At 60.6% G+C, this 16,970-nt stretch carries 14 protein-coding genes; 4 read left to right on the forward strand and 10 right to left on the reverse strand.

What is annotated here, in order from left to right:
• Positions 1–18: 18 nt before the first annotated feature.
• From ACILSO_RS01185 to mntR, 8 genes are all read right to left on the reverse strand, one after another.
• Entirely contained in the window at positions 19–1,269 is a 1,251-nt protein-coding gene (locus ACILSO_RS01185; RefSeq protein ID WP_395735518.1) for a TolC family protein, read from the reverse strand.
• Positions 1,270–1,382: 113 nt separating this feature from the next.
• Complete coding sequence (locus tag ACILSO_RS01190) at positions 1,383–1,886, reverse strand: hypothetical protein (RefSeq protein ID WP_395735519.1); 504 nt, start codon at positions 1,884–1,886, stop codon at positions 1,383–1,385.
• 53 nt (positions 1,887–1,939) lie between these two features.
• Entirely contained in the window at positions 1,940–5,152 is a 3,213-nt protein-coding gene (locus ACILSO_RS01195; RefSeq protein ID WP_395735520.1) for an efflux RND transporter permease subunit, read from the reverse strand.
• Between the two features lie 5 nt (positions 5,153–5,157).
• On the reverse strand, positions 5,158–6,348 hold the full coding sequence (locus ACILSO_RS01200) for an efflux RND transporter periplasmic adaptor subunit (protein ID WP_395735521.1): 1,191 nt from the start codon (positions 6,346–6,348) through the stop codon (positions 5,158–5,160).
• Between the two features lie 19 nt (positions 6,349–6,367).
• Positions 6,368–7,717, reverse strand: coding sequence for a TolC family protein (locus ACILSO_RS01205; protein ID WP_395735522.1), 1,350 nt, complete (start codon positions 7,715–7,717; stop codon positions 6,368–6,370).
• A gap of 334 nt (positions 7,718–8,051) precedes the next feature.
• Positions 8,052–8,549 carry a hypothetical protein gene (locus ACILSO_RS01210; RefSeq protein ID WP_395735523.1) on the reverse strand — a complete coding sequence of 166 codons (498 nt, stop codon included), beginning with the start codon at positions 8,547–8,549 and terminating at the stop codon, positions 8,052–8,054.
• Positions 8,550–8,665: 116 nt separating this feature from the next.
• Complete coding sequence (locus tag ACILSO_RS01215; RefSeq protein WP_395735524.1) at positions 8,666–8,998, reverse strand: hypothetical protein; 333 nt, start codon at positions 8,996–8,998, stop codon at positions 8,666–8,668.
• 103 nt (positions 8,999–9,101) lie between these two features.
• On the reverse strand, positions 9,102–9,551 hold the full coding sequence (gene mntR, locus ACILSO_RS01220) for a transcriptional regulator MntR (RefSeq protein WP_395735525.1): 450 nt from the start codon (positions 9,549–9,551) through the stop codon (positions 9,102–9,104).
• A gap of 96 nt (positions 9,552–9,647) precedes the next feature.
• Between mntR and ACILSO_RS01225 the strand changes: the two genes are divergently transcribed.
• The 4 genes from ACILSO_RS01225 (at position 9,648) to trpS (ending at position 13,510) form a co-directional block, all read left to right on the forward strand.
• Entirely contained in the window at positions 9,648–10,460 is an 813-nt protein-coding gene (locus tag ACILSO_RS01225; protein ID WP_395735526.1) for a transporter, read from the forward strand.
• 16 nt (positions 10,461–10,476) lie between these two features.
• The gene (locus tag ACILSO_RS01230) at positions 10,477–11,832 is read left to right on the forward strand and encodes an Nramp family divalent metal transporter (protein WP_395735527.1); all 1,356 of its coding nucleotides are present in this window, start codon (positions 10,477–10,479) and stop codon (positions 11,830–11,832) included.
• A 7-nt stretch (positions 11,833–11,839) separates the two neighbouring features.
• The gene (locus ACILSO_RS01235; RefSeq protein ID WP_395735528.1) at positions 11,840–12,274 is read left to right on the forward strand and encodes a universal stress protein; all 435 of its coding nucleotides are present in this window, start codon (positions 11,840–11,842) and stop codon (positions 12,272–12,274) included.
• Positions 12,275–12,544: 270 nt separating this feature from the next.
• Complete coding sequence (trpS, locus tag ACILSO_RS01240; protein WP_395735529.1) at positions 12,545–13,510, forward strand: tryptophan--tRNA ligase; 966 nt, start codon at positions 12,545–12,547, stop codon at positions 13,508–13,510.
• Between the two features lie 230 nt (positions 13,511–13,740).
• Here the strand turns inward: trpS and rnr are convergent, their stop codons facing one another.
• Both rnr and ACILSO_RS01250 read right to left on the reverse strand, forming a co-directional pair.
• Positions 13,741–15,969, reverse strand: a complete 2,229-nt coding sequence (gene rnr, locus ACILSO_RS01245) for a ribonuclease R (RefSeq protein WP_395735530.1) — start codon at positions 15,967–15,969, stop codon at positions 13,741–13,743.
• 50 nt (positions 15,970–16,019) lie between these two features.
• Positions 16,020–16,556: a YkgJ family cysteine cluster protein gene (locus ACILSO_RS01250; protein WP_395735531.1), complete on the reverse strand. Its 537-nt coding sequence runs from the start codon at positions 16,554–16,556 to the stop codon at positions 16,020–16,022.
• Positions 16,557–16,970 lie beyond the last annotated feature (414 nt).

Consider the following 16,970-nt stretch of genomic DNA (forward strand, 5'->3'; position numbering starts at 1 on the left):
TTGTGAAAAGGCCAGACCTTACTGCGCCACGGCCGTGCCCGTCAGCTGCTCCAGCTGCAGGCGCGCATCCACCGCTCCCATCTGCGAAGTGAGCACCGCTTTGACGGAGGCAATGTACTGCCGCTGCAGCTCCGTGTACGTGGCAAGCGGCAGGGCTCCCAGGCGGTAATGCTCGTCCGCCTCGGCAGCGGCTTTGCGGAAACTCTCCAGCGTGTCCGCCGGCCATTTGGCCAGTTCTTCCACATGAATGCGGTAGTGGCTTGCCTGCGCGGCCACGTCACGCTCGAGCTGACGCATCTGCGCGGTGAGCATGACCTCCGCCTGCACCTGCTTGGCCTGGGCGGCGTCGATCGCGCCCTTGTTCCGGTTCCACAAAGGGAGCGGAATAGAGACGCCGATGCCCACCTGCGTTTCGCGCGTGAGCGTGGTCTGCTTCTGCATGTAGGGCTGCACGGTGATGCTGGGCCAGCGCTCGTTTTTGGCGAGCTCCACGTGATATCCCTGCTGCTCCACATCCAAGAAGCGCGCCCGCAGCGCGAAGTTTTTTCGCCGTGCCTCGGCCATCAGGCTCTCAATGGGGGGCGGTGGATTCAGCGTCAGCTTTTCCATGGTGATCTCGACCGGTTCCTCAGCCTTTTGACCGAGCAGCTGGTTCAGCTCAAAGCGCGCCGCCGCGAGTTCATTGCGTGCCAGCGTGGCCTCCGCGCCCAGAGTGAGGGCGCTGGCCTGGATGATGCGGGCCTCCAAACGCGGCGCGGCTCCGGCTGGGTCGCGCTGCAGCAGCACATCGGCCAGGGATTTAAAGCGCTTTGCCACCTCGTCCGCCGCACGCGTCTGCTCCTGCGCTGCCAGCAGCTTCCACGCGATGGTGCGCACCCGCCCTGCCAGCGCCGCCCTGAACTGATCAAACCCCAGCTGCGCCAGTTCAACGTCCTTCTGAGCGATGGCCTTGCGCAGCGTCAGCCGTCCCGGCCAGTCAAAGGTCTGCGTCAGCTGCACCGCCCAGGTCGGGCCGTCGGTGACGTAGTTGGTGGCCAGATCCCGCAGCCTCCAGTTCCCCACGCCGATCATCATGTCAGGGTTTTTGATCTCCCCCGCCTTGGTTTTACCTCCCCTGGCCACATCGATCTGGGCTTCATAGAAGCGCAGTTCGGGATGCGTGATGAGGGCTTTGAGAACGAGGGAATTGACGGAGACCGGCTCCGCCATGCTGAGGGCGGGCAGAAGGGAAACGAGAAACGGGCAGAGAATACGGGCAGAAAATTTCATGGTGCAGGCTTGGAAAATAGGTGGCGCGTAACGGGCAGATACGGAGTTGATCCGCGTCCCTTGCCCGCTTTGTCCGTGAGCAGCACGGACCCAGGAGGTTCATCCTGCCGCTCTCAACACCGCATCACCATCCTGCAGGACTTGAGCGCCAGCCCCTGCGTCCACACGCGTCTCTGCAGACGCCGGTCCGCCATGTCTGCGGCGGGCGCTTGAATGCGCATAGAATTCAAAATCATCGCGGGCGCGGCTTGTTTGGCCACATTTTGCATGCCGGACACGAAGCGCTGGGCACGCGCCACATCCTCCACCCTCTTGAAGGCCAGCACATGGTCCGAAGCTCCGGGAGCAGGCGTTTCGGCAAAGGTCAGCAGCATCCGGCACAGCGCATCATGCTCATGGGCCGTCAGCTCAGCCTTGGACTTTCCCGCATGGGACAGCACCACCGTCATCGCACCTTCTTGGGAGACGCCCACCTTCACCAGGTGGTCACCATCGATCACCGCGGCCACCATGCAAAGGGCCGGAGCCACTCCCTGAGACGAGAACAGCAGGCCGATCAGCAGCAGCAAATGCACCAGCGCAGCCAGAGGCTTGGTATCGCGGCGACGGAGGTTCATGGCAGTGGTTTCTTTAGGCTATCACGGCTGAATCCACAGTCCAGCGCCAAATATCACCCCGGTCCGTGCTCTCCTGGGGACTCGGCCGGCGGCTCCGGCTCCGCGGGCTTTTTCTTCTTGTGCAGTGAGAGGAAGGGCTGATGCCCCGGACCTTCGATCAGCACGTACTTGCTGTGCAGGCTTTCCTCGCCGGCATCAAACAGCGGGTAGAGAACCGGCAGGATGAAGAGGGTGAGCAGAGTGGCGGTGACGAGGCCGCCGATGATCACGCAGGCAAAGGGGCGCGCGGTTTCCGCACCCACGGCATGGGACAAGGCTGCGGGCAGCAGGCCCAGCGCGGCCATCGCGGCGGTCATCACCACCGGTCGCACACGGCTGATGGAGCCTTCACGCACCGCCTCGGCCATGCGCATGCCTTCTTTGCGCAGCTCGCGTATTCGCTCCACCAGCAGCACCCCGTTTTGCACCGATACACCGAAGAGAGCGATGAAGCCGACCAGGGCTGACACAGACATCGCCAGCCCTGCCAGCGGCAGCACCAGAATCCCTCCCACGGCGGCAAACGGCACGTTGAGCAGGATCAGCGTGGCCAGCTTTGCCGAATCAAACGCTGTGAAGAGCAGGAAGAAGATGGCCACGAGTGTGATGGGCACCACCAGGATCAGCCGCTTCACAGCGCGCTGCTGGTTTTCGAAAGCCCCTGTCCATTCCAGCCGGAAACCCTTGGGCAGCACCACCTGGGCGTTCACCTTTTCCTGGGCTTCCGCCACCAGCGTACCGAGGTCCCGCCCGCGCACCGCCAGCTTCACCGCGGTGAGCCGGGCGTTTTCTTCGCGATAGATGCGGGCAAAGCCCGGCTTCACATCCACTGAGGCGAGGGCGCCGAGGGTAAGGCGCTCGCCATCGGAGCCAGAAACGGGAATGCGGCGGATGCCGTCGATGCTGGCGACTGAGCGCGGAATCATCTTAACGACGAGGTCGAAGGTACGCTCGCCTTCAAGAACCTTGGTGGCGACGGAGCCACCCATGGAGGTTTCGATGACGGACTGCACGTCCATCATCGACAAGCCAGCACGAGAAATGGCGGAGCGGTCCACGGCGATCTGCACCTGCGGCTGTCCCATCAGACGGTCCGTGCCGACGTCGGCGGCACCGGGCACCGTGTTCAGAATGTCCACGATCTGATCCGCGAGCTGCTGCAGTTTCTCGGGCTCGTCGCCGAAGATCTTCACGCTCAGCTCGGACTTCACGCCGGAGATGGCCTCGTTGACGTTGTCCTCGATGATCTGGCTGAACTGATACTGCACCCCGGGCACTTCCATGTTCAGCTTTGCCTTCATCTTTTTGACCAGGCCGTCACGATCTGGCGCAGAGGTCCATTCCTCGCGCGGGATGAGGTCCACTGAAGTTTCGCTGACGTCGAAACCGTTCACGTCCGTGCCATCATCCGGGCGCCCGTTTTGCGTGATGATGGATTTTGCTTCTGGGAAAGAAGCAATGACCGCGCGCATCTTCCGCATGATCTGCGCCGACTCCGAGGGCGAAATCGTCTGTGGCAGGAAGGAGCGGATGTAGAGCGAGCCTTCGTCCAGCTTTGGCAGGAATTCTGTTCCCGTGTGCGTGGAGACGACACCCGCCACCGCCAGCATGGCCACACCGCAGATGACGATCATCTTGCCATGGTTCAGCGCCCACCCGAGCGAAGGGCGGTACAATTTCAGCAGAATGCGCACGAGCCAGGACTCATGCGGCCCCGGGCCTTTTTTCAGCGCGTAACTGGCCAGCAGCGGCACGATCGTGAGCGCCAGAATGGTTCCGGCGATCAGCGCAAACGTCAGCGTCAGCGCCATCGGCTTGAAGATTTTTCCTTCCACTCGCTGCATGGTGTACAGCGGCAGGAATGCGGTGAGCAGGATCGCCTTCGAAAACAAGATCGGGCGTCCCATCTGCCCCACGGCCTTCGGCAGCAGTTTAAACAGCGACTCTTTTTTCTCCCGTCGCTCATGCATCATGCGCAGCAGGTCCTCGATCACCACCACCGCGGAGTCCACGATGATGCCGAAGTCGATGGCCCCCATCGAAATGAGGTTCGCCGGAATACCTCGCAGATCCAGCATGAAGAAGGCGCCCAGCAGTGACAAGGGCACCACCGCCGCCACCACCAGCGCGGAGCGGATGTTCCCCAGCCCCAGAAACATGATGAGCACCAGCAGCACCAGCCCGATGCCGTCCGCCATGTTTTTATGCACCGTGTGCAGGGTGCGGTTGATCAGATTGGTGCGGTCGTAGTGCATGCGGATGTGCACCGCAGGCGGCAGAAACTTGGTGTTGATGATGTCGATCTTCGCCCGCACGCGCTCCAGCACCTCCATGGCGTTCTCCCCTTTGCGCAGCATCACAATGCCCTCGATGGCGTCATCCAGTTCGAAATGTTCGGCAGGAATGTTGCGGCCCACCCGTCCGAGCCGCAGCTGCTCGCCAATGAGCACGCGTCCCAAATCCTTCACCCGGATCGGCGTCCCGCCACGCGTCTCCACTGCGATCAGCCCGATGTCTTCAAGCGACTGCACAAAGCCCAGACCGCGCACGATGAACATTTCCGGTCCGTGCTCGATGTAGGCCCCGCCCGCGTTTTTGTTCCCGGCGGAAAGCGCATCCAGCACCTGCCGCAGCGAGATGTCATACGACAGCAGCTTCATCGGATCGATCAGCACCTGATACTGCTTTGTGGCGCCGCCAAACCCGATCACATCCACCACACCGGAAACCGTGCGCAGCTGGCGCTCGACGATCCAGTCCTGAATCGCACGCAGCTCCGTCGAAGGCATGCTCTTCGGCGCATCCAGCGTGTAGCGGTAAATCTCACCGACCGGTGTCGTGTCCGGAGAAAGACGCGTCTCGGCATCCGGCGGCAGGCTTACGCTGGAAAGCAGCTGAAACGCCATGTTCCGGCAGTAGGCGCGGTCCGCATCGTCCTCGAAAACAATCGTCACCTGCGAGAGCCCGAACAGGGACACCGAGCGGATGGACGAACGCTTCGGAATGCTGTTCATCGAGTTTTCAATCGGCACCGTCACCAGGCGCTCCACCTCCTCCGCCGCGCGTCCGGGCAGCAGGGTGATGATCTGCACGGACACGTTGGTCACGTCCGGATACGCCTCGACCGGCAGGCGGTTGAAGGCCAGCGCTCCCGCCAGCACAAAGAGAATCATCAGCGCAAAGGCAATCGGCCGATGCTTGAGTACGTATTTGGTGAGCGTGCCCATGGAGGTTAGTGTTCGGCCTTCTTCTCCGTGCTCTTCTCTGCGCCGGCGTTTGCGGTGCTGGTGTTGGCGTCCAGCAGGCTCTCCAACACGAGCGCGCCTTCATTCACCACTTCTTCGTCGGCTTTGAGCCCCTTGCTGACAAACACATTTCCGGAGTCCTCCGCCGCCGTCACGATCTGCCGCATTTCAAAATTGGTCTCGGAGACGCGGACAAACACGCAGGCCTTCCCCTCGCGCAGAAACACCGCCTTCACCGGCACCTGAGGCATCTTCGGCACATGCGTGATCACGTTCACGTCCACATACATCTGCGCCTTGAGCAGCCTTTCGGGATTGGACACGGTGCCCTTGGCCACCACCGTACGGGTGTCCGGATTCAGCGACTGGCCGATCACGGTCAGCTCGCCGGGGAAAACTTTTCCACCGTAGGCGCGTGAGCGGATTTCCAGCTTCTGCCCCACCTGCAGATTGGAGAGATCCTGCTCGCTCACATCCAGATGCACCCACAGCGACTCCGGGTCCGAGATCACAAACATCGGCGCGGCCACCACCGCCATTCCCGCCAGCATGGCATCCGATCGCACTTCCGCGCCCGGCTGCACGTTGCGGTCCACAATCACTCCCGCCATGGGCGCCTTCAGCGCAAAGGAGCCGTTCACATCTCCGCCGCGCCCGCCCCACACCGCCATCTTTTCCACCGCGCGGTCGCGCTCGGACTGCGCATCCCGGAAGGCGTTGTCCGCTGTGTCGAGCTCCTTCTGCGGCAGCACTCCTTGCTTCACCAGATCCTTGGTACGATCCAGCACCTGTTTTGCCAGCGCCAGATCCGCCTCGGCCTTGGTCGCGTCCGCCTGTGCCTGGCCGAAATCCGGAGAGGTGATACGCGCGAGTTCATCCCCCACGCTTACCTTCTGTCCGCGCGCTCCTTTGATGCTCGCCACACGTCCGGCCAGCGGCGAAAAGATGTTCGTCGTGACGTCCTCGTTCCACACCAGCTTGCCGGTGAGGTGCAGCACCACTTCGTCTCGTTCTTTGGATTTTTGCACGCCGATCGCTTTGATCTGCGGGTCACCAGGGGTGAAGATGAGATGGTTCTGCTCCACCTTGATGGGGTGAGGATCCGGCTCAACGACTGCGGCAGGCTTGCAGGCCGCGAGGAGCAAAACCAGAGGCCATGAGAATTTGACGATTTGCATGATGAAATAAAAAAGGGGGTCAGAAGCGGACGATCCAGATGCCTGCCGCACGGTGCAGTTCGATCACCGCCCTCGCGTAATCGCTCTGTGCACCGTAGAAACTCTGCCAGACTTCATTGGCCTTGCGCTGGGCATCCAGCAGTTCCAGGAGCGAAGAGCCGCCGCGCTTGTAGCTGACCACGCGTTTTTCCAGCGCGGCATCCACATCCTTGAGCACGCCGGCCTGATATAGCCCCACCCGCTCACGGGCGACGTTGTAAAGCGAAAGTGCCTGACGCACATCCACGCCGGCCTTCACTTCGGCAGCTTCAAGATCCAGCTGTGCCTGCTCAGCCTGCGCCTTTGCGGAGGCTATCCCCGCCTTGTTCCGGTTCCAAATCGGCAGCGGCAGGCTCAGCTGCACGCCCGCCATGTTGTAGTTCGGCTGAGGGGAGGTCGCATTGCCCGAGTACGTGCTGTTGGTCCAGCCGACTCCCACGGTCACATCGGGCACGCGGTTCGCTTTTTCCAAATTGATGTTCTCCGCCGCCGCATCGCGACGGTAGCGCATGGCGATGAGATCCGGGCGGTTCCGGATGGCGCTGGAAAGCAGGTTCAGCAGTTCGGTGGTCTGCGGTGCGACGTCCAGCGTGCCCACCGGCACCCAGTGCGTTGAAGAGAATTGCGGTCCCAGAAACGCGTTCAGCCCCAGCTCTGCGTTTGCCGCCTTGCCCTGGGCATCCAGCAGTTCAGCCTCGTATTGCCGCACTTCCACCCGGGTCTGCAACAGGTCCACATCGCTGATGTCGCCGGCTTTCTGACGCTCCTCCTGGGCCTTCAGCAGGTCCTTCAGCAGGCCGGCGGTGCGCTGAAACTGCGCCGCCACCTGCCCCATCGCGATCGCATCCGCATACGCTGCCGCGGCATCCAGACGAAGGTTCTGCAAAAATCCCTGCAGCGATGTGGAGACTGCCGCGTAATTTTTGCGCGCCACCAGCTGGCGCTCGCGCCGCTTGCCCCCAGTCTCAAAAGTCTGGGTGATGAATGCGCTGTAAAAGCCGGGCAGCTGCTGGCTGGACCCATAGTTCGTCACATCCTTCATGCCGCTGATCTGGATTTCCGGATTTTTAAAAACCCTGGCCGCCATGATCGCGGCATCAGCCACGGACACATTGTACCTCTGCGAGGCATAGCCCAAATTCGAGGCTGCCACCTTGGCCAGGTAGTCCTCCAGCTTGATCGTCTTTTTCTGGGTGACGCGCTTCGTCAGCTCAGCCAGGCGCTCTGCCGAAGGCCCTGCCGTTGGTTCCGGCGCAGCCGCTGGTTTTTCCGCGTAAGCCCGCACGGTGAGGCAAAGTGCCAGCAGCAAAATAGAGGTAACATTTTTCATGAAGTTGTAGCGGAAAACACGACAAATAATTCAAAGCAATACCAACCAATACCCTTTCATGCAATCTTTGTTAAATAGGCAGTATACTTATATTCAAACATTTGCAGCATCGCTGAGCGGTAACTCCCGCCCTCAAAGCGCTGAACAAACAGCTGGGGTTTTAGCCCGCCGTGGACTCAAATGTCACGCCGGACTTTCCGGTAATATCTAGAGGGCGCGACTATCTCTCGCCCTTCAAGGCACCTCCCCCCCCCCGCAAACGCAGGCGGCGGAACTCCACCTGCGGATGAAAGCCAGGCTTGCCAGTCGGATCAGCAGTTCGGGCTATGGACGGTTATTTCAGGTGTTTCTTGAGAGATTCATTGCTGAATGCTTCCCCGAGAACCGCGTCACCATTGACCACCTGGACATGGTAGCCATGATACCGGTGCCCGGACTCCTCCACTGTCTTGGAACGCATTCTGCGGCCGCTGCCCGAGCTTTCGGTGTGCATGGGTGTGTAGACAAACGCCACCTTCGGCGTGGCCACATCGGCATAGCGGCCGTTGGCATCAATGGACACCTTCATCTCACCGGATTTTTCCACCACGATGTCATCCGACCCACGCCTGAGGTTGGCTGCATACAGGGTCCACTTCAAAGTCACCCCTTCCAGTTTGGTGGCGCTGGTATTGGTCATGCGCACATTGAGCCAGGTGGCGCGGGTGACCTCCGCTTTTTTCTTGTCGGCGGTTTTGTTTTCACTGTCAGCTTTGACTGTGAGCATGACGGAGCCGGCGGAAGCCGCGGTGGTGAGGAGAAGACTGCAAAGAAGGGTAAGACGAATGTTCATGGTAGCAGGGAATGGGTATGGCTGACCTCGTTCGGGAGAAAGTTGCACGGGCATGGTCTGGGCGAGGCCTCAGCAGACTGACCGTTGTAAAAAGTGAGCAGAATCTGTTCCGCTCTTCAGCAACTCTCCCTGCACAGCCACCGGTGCCTCCTCACTCCCATCAGGAGTTTCGGCACCGCAGTTCCCTCCAGCGACAAAACCATTTCGGTTTTTGCACACTGGCTCATCACAAAAAGCCCTGCGAAATTCATCTCCAGGTCCAGCCCGGAATATTCGTCGCGCGGGATGCCGTCCTTCGCCTCGGTTTCGTTCTCCGTGTTGTCGTCGTCCAGCAGGCAGGCCAGATGCGAAGGATCCTTCACCATGATCGCCCCCGGAGAAGTGCACCACTCAGCCCCCAGCACAAGCAGGATCAGGAGGCATGGGAGGATGGACAGGCACCAGCGCATGGTTGATATCGGCCGCGTGTCTTAACGAAGGTTGGTGGATGGGACTATCAAGGGCTTTTCATCTTCTTCAACCAATCTTCGGATTTCCTTTATCCACTCTAAATCAAGCCAGCGCGGCCAGTTTGCGCTTCAGCTTGCGCATCAAGACGGGATTTCCCTCCAGTTCCTCCATCAGCAGGGTCAGCACATCCAGCGTCTGCCGGCTGATGTGGTGCTCCATGCCCTCCACGTCTTCGTGCACCGTTTTCGGGTCCAGGCCAAACCCCGCCAGCAGCCGCGTCAGCACCTCGTGCCGCCGCGCAATCGCCGCCCCCACCTTGCTGCCCTCTTCCGTGAGGACCACCCCCCGGTAGCGCTCGTAGACAACGAATCCCTCTGCATCCAGCTTCTGGATCATGTTCGTCACGCTCGCCTGCGAGATGTCCAGGTTTTTCGCGATGTCCACCACCCGGGCATACCCCTTGGTGGCGATCAGATTATGGATCTGCTCCAGGTAATCCTCAATGGCGGGAGAACCGAGATGGCTGGTGTGTTCCTTGCGTTTGGCGGGCATGTGCAGCCTTAAAAATGGAGCGCCCCGCCGCCTCTTCAATCACGAAAGGCATATTCGCTCTTGCAAACAATATTAGCCATGACTAACACTTGTAGCATGACAAAACACATCCTCTCCTTCATCGCTGCCGCCATCAGCCCGCTGGCCGCCGCCGATGACTGGCTGGAAACCGAGCGGAAAAACGTGCGCCCCCTGAGCACCGACCGCCCCGACCAGACCGAATCCGCCCAGACCGTCCCCAAAGGGTGGTTCCAGGTCGAAAGCAATCTCATCTCCTTCACCCGCTCCCGTCAGGCGGGCGAGCGCTCGGACGACACCTCCTTCTGCGATTTCATTTTCAAATACGGCATCACCCACAACACCGACCTGCAGATCGGCTGGGCGCCGCGCATCCTCCACCGCAGCCAGGATGCGGGCAGCGTGCTCATCGGCAAAACCTCCGGCAGCGGTGATTTGTACCTCCGCTCGAAAACCAATCTCATAGGCAATGACGAAGGTCCCTACGCCATCGCCCTGCTGCCTTGGTTCAAAGTGCCCACCGCCAAGGAGGGCCTGGGAAATCAGTGCTGGGAATACGGCCTTACCGTCAATCAGGAGCTCGACATCGGCGGCGGCTGGGAGCTTGGCTCCAGCATCTTCCTGGCGGGAGCGGTGACCGACCACCAGACGCGCTACTTTGAGCCCGCCTTCACCATCGCGATCGGGCGGGATCTGACTGAAAAACTCGGCTTCTATGTGGAAACCTATCAGGGCTACCTCAATGACGAACGGCGCTACTGGCAGTCCTCCCTCGATGGCGGCATCACCTATCTCGTTACTCCGAATCTGAAGTTCGACGCTGGCGTAAACTGGTACTACAACGCCCAGGAGGCCATTAATCCCTTTGTCGGCGTCTCTTTCCGCTTCTAATTAGATCCCCATGCCCATGGAAAACACTCCTGACACTGGCTGGCGCTCCCGCGGAGGTGACTCATTGCCCGAAGTCTTCCGCTCCGTCCAGGTGCCGCAGGGCGGCTCCTTCTGGCGCAAAATGCTCGCCTATGCCGGCCCCGGCTTCCTCGTCTCCGTCGGCTATATGGACCCCGGCAACTGGGCCACCGACCTCGCCGGTGGCGCCCGTTACGGCTACACCCTGCTGTCCGTCATTCTCATCTCAAACCTCATCGCCATCCTGCTTCAGCACCTCTGCGTGAAGCTCGGCGTCGTCACTGGCCGCGATCTCGCCCAGGCCTGCCGCGATCACTACCCCCGCCCCGTCGTCTGGTTCCTTTGGATTCTCTGCGAGGCCGCCATCGCCGCCTGCGATCTTGCCGAGGTTGTCGGCTCTGCGATCGGCCTCCAGCTCCTCTTCGGCATCCCCCTTGTCTGGGGCTGCGTCATCACCACGCTGGATGTCATGATCGTCCTCCTGCTGCAAAACCGCGGCTTCCGCTACGTCGAGGCCCTCGTCATCACCCTCATCCTCACCATCGGCGGCTGCTTCGCTGCCGAGATGTTTTTTGCCAAGCCGGATCTCGGCGGCATCGCCTCCGGCTTCGTCCCCTCCATCGACATTTTGAAAAATCGCGAGATGCTCTTCGTCGCCATCGGCATCCTCGGCGCCACCGTCATGCCGCACAATCTCTACCTGCACAGCTCCATCGTGCAGACCCGCAACTTCGAGCGCAATGACGCCGGCAAGACCGAGGCCATCAAGTTCGCCACCATCGACTCCACCTTCGCCCTCATGTTCGCCCTCTTCATCAATGGCGGCATTCTCATCGTCGCAGCCGCCGCCTTCCACACCACCGGCCACAGGGAGGTCGCGGAAATCCAGGAGGCCTACAAGCTCCTCACTCCCGTCCTCGGCGTCGGAATCGCCAGCACGCTCTTTGCCGTCGCCCTCCTCGCCAGCGGGCAGAACTCCACTCTCACCGGCACCCTCGCCGGCCAGATCGTCATGGAGGGCTTTCTTAACATCCGCCTCAAGCCCTGGCTGCGCCGCCTGATCACCCGCCTCATCGCCGTCGTCCCAGCCGTCTGCGTCATCGGTTATTATGGAGAGGGGGAAACCACCAACCTGCTCATCTGGAGCCAGGTCATCCTCTCCATGCAGCTCAGCTTTGCCGTCGTGCCCCTGCTGCGCTTTACCGATGAAAAAGCCAAGATGGGACGCTTTGCCAACCCCGCCTGGATCAAGCTCCTCGCCTGGGCCAGCGCCGTCGTCATCATCATCCTCAATTTCAAGCTGCTCTTCGATTTCTTCGCCCCTCAGTCCTGGATCAACGCCCTCGGAATCTAACACCGCCATGTACCGCAAAATCCTCGTTGCCCTCGACACCGGTGCTTCCGATCAGGAACTGCTCCCCGCCATCACCGCCCTCGCCACCCTCATGCACAGCGAGCTCCTCCTGGTGCACGTCGCCGACGGCTGGGCCGCGCGCAATTTCGACCAGCTCAAGCTCGCCGAATCCGAGGAGATGAAGCAGGACCTGAGCTATCTCGAGGCCACCGCTGCCAGACTGCGCGCCGACTCCAGCCTCACGGTGAACATCCGCCTCGTCCTCGGCGAGCCGCCCGACCAGATCCTCAAGGTCGCCGCCGAGGAGCGCATTGACCTCATCGCGCTGGCCTCGCACGGACACCGGTTGATCGGGGACATCATCCACGGCAGCACCATCGACGCCGTGCGCCACAAGGCGGCGGTGCCGCTGTTTGTGGTGCCGCCGAAGCGGCCTGCGTAATTTCGATGTCGCCCATTTTAAGACATTTGGGCACGAACGCCTGAGGTCATCATTCCTGAAAATTCGCGGACGTTCGCGGCCATACGTGTTCGAAAGCGCCCGTTCCGACCTCCGTTCCGGGGTTCAAAAACTCTGCCTTCTCTGCCTCTCCGCCCCTCTGCGGCCAAACCGAACGTCTCCACGGCCCCGGCTCCACATCCGTCATTCCGCATTCGACAATCCCCATTCGCCATTCAAACTCTCCCTCCTCATTTTTCCTTTTCCTAGACCATGCGCATCCTTTCCGGCCTTCAACCCAGCGGCAGACTCCACATCGGCAATTTCTTCGGCATGATGGAGCCGGCCCTCAAGCTGCAGCACGAAGGTGACGCCTACTACTTCATCGCTGACTACCACTCCCTCACCTCCGTTCACGACGGAAAGGCCCTTCGCAGCTACGTCCGCGAGCTCGCAGTCGATTTTCTCGCCTGCGGCCTCAACCCCGACAAATGCGTCTTCTTCCGCCAGAGCGATGTCCCCGAGCACTGCGAGCTCTCCTGGATCCTCAGCACCATCACCCCCATGGGCCTGCTCGAGCGCTGCCACAGCTACAAGGACAAGATCGCCAATGGCATCAAGCCCTCCCACGGCCTCTTCGCCTATCCCGTCCTGATGGCCGCGGACATCCTCATCTATGACAGCGACATCGTCCCCGTCGGCAAAGATCAGAAACAGCATGTCGAAGTCACCCGCGACATCGCCATCAAGATGAATGAAACCTTCGGCGAAGGTCTCTTCAAACTGCCCCAGCCACGCATCCAGGAAGCCACCGCAGTCGTCCCCGGCCTTGATGGCCAGAAGATGAGCAAGAGCTACGACAACACCATCCCGCTCTTCGAGGAACCCGGCCCGCTCAAAAAGAAGATCATGGGGATCAAGACCGACTCCACCCCCGTCGAAGCTCCCAAGGCCGTCGAAGGCAGCAGCATCCTCGCGCTTTACAAACTCGTCGCGTCACAGTCCGACTACGACGCCATGGTGGCCGACCACCTCAACGGCGGCGTCGGCTACGGCGATTTCAAAAAGCGCCTCCTCCAGGGCGTCACCGACTACTTTGCCCCGTTCCGCGCCCGCCGCGATGAAATCGTCGCCGACAAAGGCTACGTGGACAAAGTCCTCGCCGAAGGCGCTGAGAAGGCACGGGCGGTCGCGCGGAAAACGCTGAGCCGTGTGCGCGATGCCGTCGGCTTGGGCTAAGCGGTCGCATGCTTTTGAAGCCCCACGCCTGCCAAAATGATGGCATGCGTGGCCGCTCCATCGGAACTTTGAAAATCAAAAACACTCGCCATGTCAGTGGCAATGGGATGGAAGATGGCGGCACAAGAAGTCTTTGCCCCCCGAATTGTCGTTTCCAGATCCCTACCGGCCTGAATGGTTACAATCAAAAATCGATTGCTTGTCGATCCTCAATCTCTCGCCACGGCCGCTCATCTCTTCCGCTTTTTATTCTGCTGCGCACGCTTGTGCCCATGGCCGGGTTTGCGCGGCGGAGCGCTCTTGATTTCGCTGCGGTCTCTTTCACGACGCTCAGACCGCTCGGGTTTGCGCGTGCGTTGCGTTTCCTCCTTCGGCACGACCAGTTGGAAATCCACCTGCTTCTTGAAGGTGTCCAGCTTGTAGATCTGCACCACCACATTGTCCCCGAGGCGGATAACGCGGCGCGTATGGCGCCCCATGATCTGACGGGCGACCGGGTCGAAGACATAGAAGTCATCGCGGATCGCGGAGAGCGGCACTCCGCCGCTGAGCCCCAGATCTGGCACATCCACAAAGAACCCAAAGTTCCGTACATCCGTGACCAGCGCTGCATACGGCTGCGGCTTCTTCGAAGCGATCTGCGCCTTGAGATAGGCATAGAGTTTGACCTCCTTGCTGTCCCGCTCGGCGTCAGATGAATTCTTTTCCGTGATGCTGATGTGCTCGGCGATCTGCTTCGCCACACCCGCATTCAGCTCCACTTTCTCAAACAGCGACCGGTGCACCACAAGGTCCGCATAGCGTCGGATCGGCGAGGTGAAGTGCGTGTACTTCGGCTTCGCCAGGCCATAGTGCCCCAGCGGCTCCACCGCGTACCGCGCCCGCATCATCGAGCGAAGAAAGCCAATCTTCAGCGCCGGGCCAATCGGCAGCGTGTTGAGCCGGCTCAGCAGCTTCTGCACTTCAGCGCGGTGCGTGAGATTTCCGCACGGCACGCGATGGCTCAGCACCTCTTCGCGATAATCATTGAGCTTCTTCTCCTTCGGCGACTCATGCACACGATACACCGAAGGCCGGTTCAGTCCCATCAAGCGTCCGGCCACCGCCTCATTTGCCAGCAGCATGTACTCCTCGATCAACTGATGCGACTCATCGTTCTCGATCCGCTCAATCCGAAGCACCTTGCCATGCTCATCCAGACGGATCTTGTTCTCCGGGAAATCCATGTCCAGCGAGCCGTTTTTGAAGCGGTGATGCCGGATCTTCTGGGCCATCGCATGCGCATCGTGCAGCATCTGCTCCGTCTCATTGTTCGGCGGCACCTGGATCACCCCAAACGCCTCCTTGTAGGTGAAGCGCCGCTTCGAGCGGATCACCGCCGCGTAAAATTTCGCGCTCTCCACATGCCCGTCCTTGGACAGCACAAATTCGACGCATTTCGTCAAACGGTCCACGTTCGGCTTCAGCGAGCACAGCTCGTTGCTCAGCGCCTCTGGCAGCATCGGGATCACCCGGTCCACCAGGTAGGTCGAGTTGCCGCGCTTCTTCGCCTCCACATCCAGCGCACTGCCGGGCTGCACGTAGTGGGACACATCCGCGATGTGCACCCACAGCTTCCACTGCTCGCCCTGCTTCTGCAGGCAGATGGCATCATCAAAGTCCTTCGCATCATCCGGATCAATCGTGATGACGTTGTGCGCCCGGCAGTCTACACGCCCCGCGCATTCATGCGCGCTCGGCTGGTTGTCGGGCCGCGACTTCGCAATCGCATGCGCCTCATGCAGCACGTTCTTCGGAAAGTGCAGCGGCAGGTCGTAGTGCCGCAGCACCGAGAGCATGTCCACGCCTTCTTCGTCCGGCGGACCGAGCACCTCGATGATCTCGCCTTCAGGCGCCGTTTTCTTCGACTCCCATTGCGTGATTTCCACCACCACCTTGTCGCCCACATTCGGCTTGCGGCCCACATCCCGTGGCTCCGAAACATAGATCGCCCCAGGCAGACGAGGATCATCCGGCGTTACGTGCAGAAAGTTTTTCGAGCGCTGCAGCGTGCCGACAAACTGCGTTCGCTTGCGCTCCAGCACCTTCACGACGCTGCCGCTTTTCTCCTGCTGCCCCGGCTTCACATCCAGCCGCACCAGCACACGGTCGCCATGCATGGCGGTGCTTGTATTGCTTTCCGAAATGCTGATTTCGCCAATGCCAGATTCCTCCGGCTGTACAAAACCCCGGCCTCCGCGTGTGATCTGAATCACACCCGGCACCAGATCAGCTTCTAGCGCCACAATGTAGCGATTGCCTTTCGTCCGTACGATTTTACCCTGTTTCTCCAGGCTTTTGAGCAGGCTTTGCAGCACCTGCTGTTGATTGGGCTTCATGCCCATTTGGGAGAGAAGCTCCGGCACATTGGAGGGTATGTAATCCTCACTGCCGAGCAACCTCAGTAGTTTCTTTTCCATCTTATTCTTACCTATCTAATCAAGCTACCTTCGCATGTTGATTGATTCCGTCAATGAGAAATCGGCGGCACCCGAAACTCCCGGTTCAATCTCAGCTTCAATTTCCGCATCGTCTCATCCAGTTCTTCACGCACGCTCACCATCTCCGGCTCCAGAGCTTCATTCACCGGCGTGTGCATCACCCGCTCATAGCGCGTCACCAGATCCTGCCCGTCTTCACGCAGTCCGCACTGCTCGATTAAATTTTTCACCCGCTCCACCATCGAGCGCGTTTCCACGATCATCGCCATCGCTTCCGCCGCGGCGCTCTCCCCTCGTTCCACTTTTCCAAGCTGCTGGCAGTTGAAGAGCCGGCACCTCACCGGCCGCTTTTCATAAATGGTGCACCGCTTCTCCACCAGCGCACTGCATGGCTGCTCCATGAAGTATTCGCCATCGCGGCATCTCATTTTCAGCCCCAGCCTGCCCAGCTCCGCCGGCACCTCTCCCGGCTGCATCCGCACGATCTGAAACATGGTCCCGTCACAGCACATCCCGCAGGCCGCGCAGAGGCGCGCTGCGGTTGCAGGAAATTCTTCGGGAATCATTCCTAACTGCTAAATGCTTTTCACCCATCAAATCAACCTCCGCTATTGCCAAACAAACGCCTCATCCGCTAAAAAACACGGATGCTCCTTCGTGCCGCATTCTGCCTGCTGCTGCTCTGCTCCCCTGCCCTGGCTCAGCAGCCCACGCCGGCAGTGACGCCCGCCGCACAGCGTTACCTCGACATCCTTCTCAAGCGCCCCCAGCCCGGCACCCTCTTCGACCGCTTCTACGCCGCATGGCTGGAGGACGGAACCGCCGCGGAACTGCAGCAGCACCTCCTCACACGCGCGGCCAAGCCCGATGCCAAGGCCGCCGACCATCTCCTCCTCGCGATCTTCCACGCTCACAGCGGCAATGACCCCGCCGCACTCACCTCCTATCAGACCGCCCTCAGGCTCGATCCCGCCAATGCC

It is taken from the genome of Prosthecobacter sp., from assembly GCF_044226605.1.
Taxonomy (GTDB): Bacteria; Verrucomicrobiota; Verrucomicrobiia; order Verrucomicrobiales; family Verrucomicrobiaceae; genus Prosthecobacter.

Bases quoted from the DNA above. Each gene is read 5' to 3' on its own strand.
- ACILSO_RS01185 (WP_395735518.1), bottom strand. From the start codon at position 1,269: ATGAAATTTTCTGCCCGTATTCTCTGCCCGTTTCTCGTTTCCCTTCTG.
- ACILSO_RS01190 (WP_395735519.1), bottom strand. From the start codon at position 1,886: ATGAACCTCCGTCGCCGCGATACCAAGCCTCTGGCTGCGCTGGTGCAT.
- ACILSO_RS01195 (WP_395735520.1), bottom strand. From the start codon at position 5,152: ATGGGCACGCTCACCAAATACGTACTCAAGCATCGGCCGATTGCCTTT.
- ACILSO_RS01200 (WP_395735521.1), bottom strand. From the start codon at position 6,348: ATGCAAATCGTCAAATTCTCATGGCCTCTGGTTTTGCTCCTCGCGGCC.
- ACILSO_RS01205 (WP_395735522.1), bottom strand. From the start codon at position 7,717: ATGAAAAATGTTACCTCTATTTTGCTGCTGGCACTTTGCCTCACCGTG.
- ACILSO_RS01210 (WP_395735523.1), bottom strand. From the start codon at position 8,549: ATGAACATTCGTCTTACCCTTCTTTGCAGTCTTCTCCTCACCACCGCG.
- ACILSO_RS01215 (WP_395735524.1), bottom strand. From the start codon at position 8,998: ATGCGCTGGTGCCTGTCCATCCTCCCATGCCTCCTGATCCTGCTTGTG.
- mntR (WP_395735525.1), bottom strand. From the start codon at position 9,551: ATGCCCGCCAAACGCAAGGAACACACCAGCCATCTCGGTTCTCCCGCC.
- ACILSO_RS01225 (WP_395735526.1), top strand. From the start codon at position 9,648: ATGACAAAACACATCCTCTCCTTCATCGCTGCCGCCATCAGCCCGCTG.
- ACILSO_RS01230 (WP_395735527.1), top strand. From the start codon at position 10,477: ATGGAAAACACTCCTGACACTGGCTGGCGCTCCCGCGGAGGTGACTCA.
- ACILSO_RS01235 (WP_395735528.1), top strand. From the start codon at position 11,840: ATGTACCGCAAAATCCTCGTTGCCCTCGACACCGGTGCTTCCGATCAG.
- trpS (WP_395735529.1), top strand. From the start codon at position 12,545: ATGCGCATCCTTTCCGGCCTTCAACCCAGCGGCAGACTCCACATCGGC.
- rnr (WP_395735530.1), bottom strand. From the start codon at position 15,969: ATGGAAAAGAAACTACTGAGGTTGCTCGGCAGTGAGGATTACATACCC.
- ACILSO_RS01250 (WP_395735531.1), bottom strand. From the start codon at position 16,556: ATGATTCCCGAAGAATTTCCTGCAACCGCAGCGCGCCTCTGCGCGGCC.